3 protein-coding genes are annotated in these 4,764 nt (G+C 48.8%); all 3 read right to left on the bottom strand.

Annotated elements, in window-relative coordinates; genetic code table 11:
* Nucleotides 1–30: 30 nt before the first annotated feature.
* The 3 genes from C7B77_RS24250 to C7B77_RS24240 are packed head-to-tail and all read right to left on the bottom strand — an operon-like array spanning nucleotide 31 to nucleotide 4,720.
* Nucleotides 31–3,741, bottom strand: a complete 3,711-nt coding sequence (locus C7B77_RS24250) for a hypothetical protein (RefSeq protein ID WP_106310970.1) — start codon at nucleotides 3,739–3,741, stop codon at nucleotides 31–33.
* Nucleotides 3,738–4,007 carry a hypothetical protein gene (locus C7B77_RS24245; protein ID WP_106310967.1) on the bottom strand — a complete coding sequence of 90 codons (270 nt, stop codon included), beginning with the start codon at nucleotides 4,005–4,007 and terminating at the stop codon, nucleotides 3,738–3,740. Before C7B77_RS24245 ends, C7B77_RS24250 begins: the two co-directional genes overlap by 4 nt.
* Nucleotides 4,004–4,720: a hypothetical protein gene (locus tag C7B77_RS24240; protein WP_106310964.1), complete on the bottom strand. Its 717-nt coding sequence runs from the start codon at nucleotides 4,718–4,720 to the stop codon at nucleotides 4,004–4,006. Before C7B77_RS24240 ends, C7B77_RS24245 begins: the two co-directional genes overlap by 4 nt.
* Nucleotides 4,721–4,764 lie beyond the last annotated feature (44 nt).

The following is a 4,764-nucleotide window of genomic DNA, read 5'->3' as shown; positions in this document are numbered from 1 at the left end:
CCTTCAGAGGAAAAAACCCCCTTTTTTCCCTCAAAAACCCGCCGTAAAACTCGGCTTGCCCGTACTGGGATCGAGCGGGTTGTAGCGGAACTGCTTAAATTCCACCGCCATCGAGCGAGCGATCCGACCCCAGAGATCCACCAGTCCTTCGCTAGCAGCGCGGATCGGGCACTCCATTCCCATCACGTTTATCGTATAGGGCAAACTTTTAACGGGATCGAGGGTGAGTTCGGTGGCGGAAATTTGGGCACTAATCTGTTTTCCCGCCTCAGTCAGATTGTTGACGATCGCCCGCTTGTTGCCTGCCATGCCGAGCGAGTAGAGATAAGCTTCCGCCACCAACCGCCCCGTACCTACCGTCCCTGGTTTGAGATGGGATGAGGCTCTAATCCGATTATCGATGCGATAGTCGCCCGCCATCGGGCGATCGCGTAAGAATTTAAGTTCCGCGCCAGCAGATGTTACCAATGTGCCGCGATCGTCAACGCAAAAATCGAATTCCGTCGTCCCCAACTGTTGCCGCGCTCGATTCGCCAAAGGCGAGGCTGTGCCTAACGGCAGGCTATCGCCAACGCCAACGAGTGCGACACCATCGTCGAGGATTAAATTATCTACCGTACTCGCTTGAATATGTGCCAACAGCGCGTCGGGGTAAGCAGCAACTAAATAACCCGTCCGCGCCCCTTTAGTGGCTTGGGCGATGGCGGCGAGAGCTTCTAGCGGCTCGATCCGATCGAGAGCGAATGCAGCTCGCAATCGATCGAGATTGGCACGACGTTCGGCAGTAATGGCGCGGCGATCGTCGTGAGTTGCCACCAGGTCGATGTTACCTGCGATTCGCAGTGCTTCAAAGTTCTGGCGATCTAACTCCAATCCTTGAGGGTATTTATTAGCTAATTGCTGGCACGCCACCGGATCGAGCTTACCGAGAGGGGCATCGCCAACTTTCGCTACTTTCTCGGTAAAGTCGAAATGAATGGGGTCGTTCCTTTGGAGAAAATCTTTGAAGATCTGCGGATCGAGAGCGAAAATTTTCACATCTCCCCGACCGAGTTTTAGCTCTAGATAGGTTTTCCTACCGCCATTAATTGCCTCGATCCGGCTTGACTGCTTGTATTTATCGATAATCTCGCGATCGTCGCTTAGATAGAACCTGGCAATTGCAGCGGCAGTGGCAGATACGGGTATGTCCCGAAACGACGCAATCAAATCGGGGTTGCTGGTTTCCTGTTTGCCACGAAAGGGAATTTCGTAGTTCTGGTTGCACAGTTCCTGAATTAAGTGGGGTGCGGCGATACCGTTCGGCTGGGGTAAATTGCCATCACGATAGGCACTAGATCGGGTTTTACCGCTGACGGAGGCAAACCGATCCCGTGCCAATTCGCGAGCGAGGACTTGGGAATTCTCGTCATGGATAATGTTGGCAGATTTAAACACATCCACCGCGTCCTGGTTGAGCTGAGATGTCGCAGTAATTCCCGCATCTAAAACCTTTTGGTACAGACGCAGCCGTGCGGGAAGATCGGTAGAGGGTAAGGCGGCAATCGCCTCTAACTGTTGGGACTCGGAGAACTCGACGGTAGTAAATAAATTAGTCTGACGATCGAATTGTCTGTTTTCGCCGTGCAACACGATCGAGTGGTTCGGGTCGATTTCCTTACGCAGCAAAGCGCACAGTTTTTCGTATTGAGTTAGATATAAATCCAGCTTGCCCGCTTCGATATCTTTACCCAATAAACTTCTCAAGGGGAGCTTTTGAAAATCCCCGATCGCTTCGAGTAATTTAGCCGAAATTTTGCGTTTAGTCTTACCATCGGGAGTAGTAAATTCTAAATAATTCTTATCCGTAGGCGGATGGTTATTGGCGATGAAACTCAAGCTAGCTCGAAATCTAACCATTTTTCCCACCACAAACTTAAATCCCGAATCGCCGTATAGTTCGAGAATTTCTCGCTCTGGAAAAGCATCGATAAAAGTTTGTGCCGATGCTGCTACTTCTGGCGGGAGTTTGACCTGTTTGAGCTGTTGGAAAGCGGCGATCGATCTGCCCAATAGGTCGCCGCTCGCCGCTTTATAGATCATTTTTTGCGTCTTTTGGAAATACTCCGCTGCCAAAATATCCATTAATTGGCGATCGTCTCGATCGATAGCCAGTTCGATCTCTGCTCGGCTCAACTCGATCGCCTTTTTATGCGAGTAAACTACGCCGACATAATTCGGGCGAATGTGTTCGGCAATTTGCGCCAGCGTCCAATCGACGGGCAGATTTTTCTCGCTTTTATGGAAATTAGCCAGCTTCCGATCGGGGTGTTGGTTGGAATGCGCGGCAGCATACAATTCAGGCAACCGCGATCGCTCGATAACGTTAGCGGTATCGCCATCGAAGTCCATTTGGGTTAGTTCCATTAAAGTCTGAAACTCAGACTCCAACCTTGCTTTAGAACCGTATTCTGCCAGCAATCGAGCGTAGGTAGTGGGATCTTCAGCTTCGATCCGATCGAGGGTTTGGACGTTAACGTAAATGATGTTGGGATCTGCCCCCAATTTCTGGAGATTTTCCCACGCTTTGAGATTATTTTTGACGGTAACGATCCCCGTGCGGTTGACGATCGGCGATCGCCAAAAAGTTAACTCTTCGCCATCGGGGAGATAAGGGACGCACACCTCCCCATACTTGAGATCCCAAGTAGGTAATACGGTTGAGTTATAGCTATTGAGTTCGGGAATGTCGGCGCATGAAAGGTTTTTCCAGGAAGCATTAATCCGATCCTCCAGCCAATCTCTCACCTGGGCGGAATCGAGTAAATTGTATCGCCCCGACGTTAACGCCATTTCGATGAGTTTGGCGGTATTAAACTCGTCCTGCCGATCTGCCGTTGCTTCATCGGTAATATCCAAGTAATAATCGTTGAGAGCCTGGGCTGCCATCGTCACGATATCGCGACTGTTAGCGGCTAGGGTTCTAGCTCTAGCATGGACAATCGGCAGCACGTCAGCAGCCGTTTCGGGATAGATCGAGACGACTTCGCTAATCGATGAGTCGGTTCTGAGGCTATCGTTTTTAATTCCCAAAAATAGCTCTTGGGGTGCGTACTCATACCAGCCTGGAGCCACTTTGTTGCCCTTAAAGCTATCGCTAGAGAGGATCGCATCGGGAGCTTCGCCTGGGGGGAACAGAGATTGGAGATCGATCGGGTTTAACATCCCTTTGGCAAAGGTGGGAGCGTCGCCCGTTAAGCCCAACCGAAACTGAATGGCATTTTCCTTCCCAGTCGCATCCTTGAGGAGTGCAGTATCGATCGCCCCGCAGGAGTCGTGGACGAATTGGCGTGATAATTCGGCGGGAATGTTCGCATTGCCGCTGTCATAGTCCTTAAAATCCACTACAGCTACCCTGAGTGGGCGATCTAACTTCACCCGATCGCACCCCCCTTTAAAGACGCTGGCATAAGCTCCAGCTAGGTAGTCGATCGGCAGTACTGCCTTTAACTTGGCTTTAGCCTCACTCGAACCGTAGATCAGATCGTCGCGATCGACTAACAGTAACTCGGTTCCCTCTGGTGCGTTGCGATCGATCTCATCTTGCGTAATAAAATCGTTATTTTGAGCTAGATATAGCCGCTCGTCCCCTAGAAAGTGGTCGAGGAGAGTTTCGCCCGCAATCTCGCGGTATGCAGGCAGATCGGTAACGCGATCGGTTTGAGTTTTTTCGGCGAACAGGCTATATCTAGTTAATTTCATTGGTAACGTTCGATAATTAAAATTGAAACCGCGCAAACAGTTAATTTGAATATTATTTGGACTAATGGCAATCTATTAGCATCGATCCGAAACGGAAACATTAAAACAGCATTGAAGTAACATAGAGCTTGGTAAGCCAGATGAAATGAGGATAATTGAGAACGATCTTTGATGTAGATCGAGGTTAGAATTATGCCAAATAACAGCCAAAGTAATGACAGACTATATAGAGAATAAATTGCCATCTTTGCCGATAAATATTTCATGGGATCGCTACGTAACAAACCTTTTTACTCTCGATGCCCTGAATGACAACAGGTTGTTTGAGTTTTTTAGTAGAGGCGCGACATTGCTCTGTTAATAAACCAGAATTAGCAATGACAATTTGTTTGGCTAATTTGCCATCCGCACTATTTACCCATTCAGCAACTTTTACCTTATCGTCCACAGTTTTATAAGTAACAGCGGAGGCGATTAAACTCAGCAAGCCCAAACCGCCGACAATGCCATAGAGGAGCGGTGGAATTTTCTGGGGAGTGAGGGCAATCCGACTGAGATTTTGCGTCTGTCGCTCTAGTTGGACTTGTGAATCTCGATCCGAGTCGTTAATAATTTTGACGATCGGCGCGATATCGACTTGTGGCTTACTTTGTTGTTGGAGATATTGGCAGACTGAGCTGCCGATCCGGTTTTCGATCGTTCTTCCCTGCAATAGCATCACTTCGTTAAGTTGTTTGGGGAGCGAATCCCCAAACATGCCGATCGAATTATTGAGTCCGTCAACCCTCGTTCTCAATACCTTTACCGCCTCCAGTACTTCAAATATAGGGTCGTCTTTATCTAAGCGATTCACACTAACTGCCTCGTTCAGCAATTTGCTTTCTTCGTTAATGCGCGTTTCTAAATTCGTTAAATCTTTTAACGGCTTGCCAGGGAATCTTGAGGGTGCTTCCCAACTTAGTTCGTCTTCGTCGTACATTTTCTTAGGGTGTGGGGGAAGGTTTTTAGGGGAAGGTTTTTAGG

Origin of the sequence: Chamaesiphon polymorphus CCALA 037 (assembly GCF_003003845.1) — a bacterium.
GTDB classification, from domain to species: domain Bacteria; phylum Cyanobacteriota; class Cyanobacteriia; order Cyanobacteriales; family Chamaesiphonaceae; genus Chamaesiphon; species Chamaesiphon polymorphus.
Note: the sequence above shows the minus strand (reverse complement) of the source record. Positions and strands in the feature narration are given on the sequence as shown.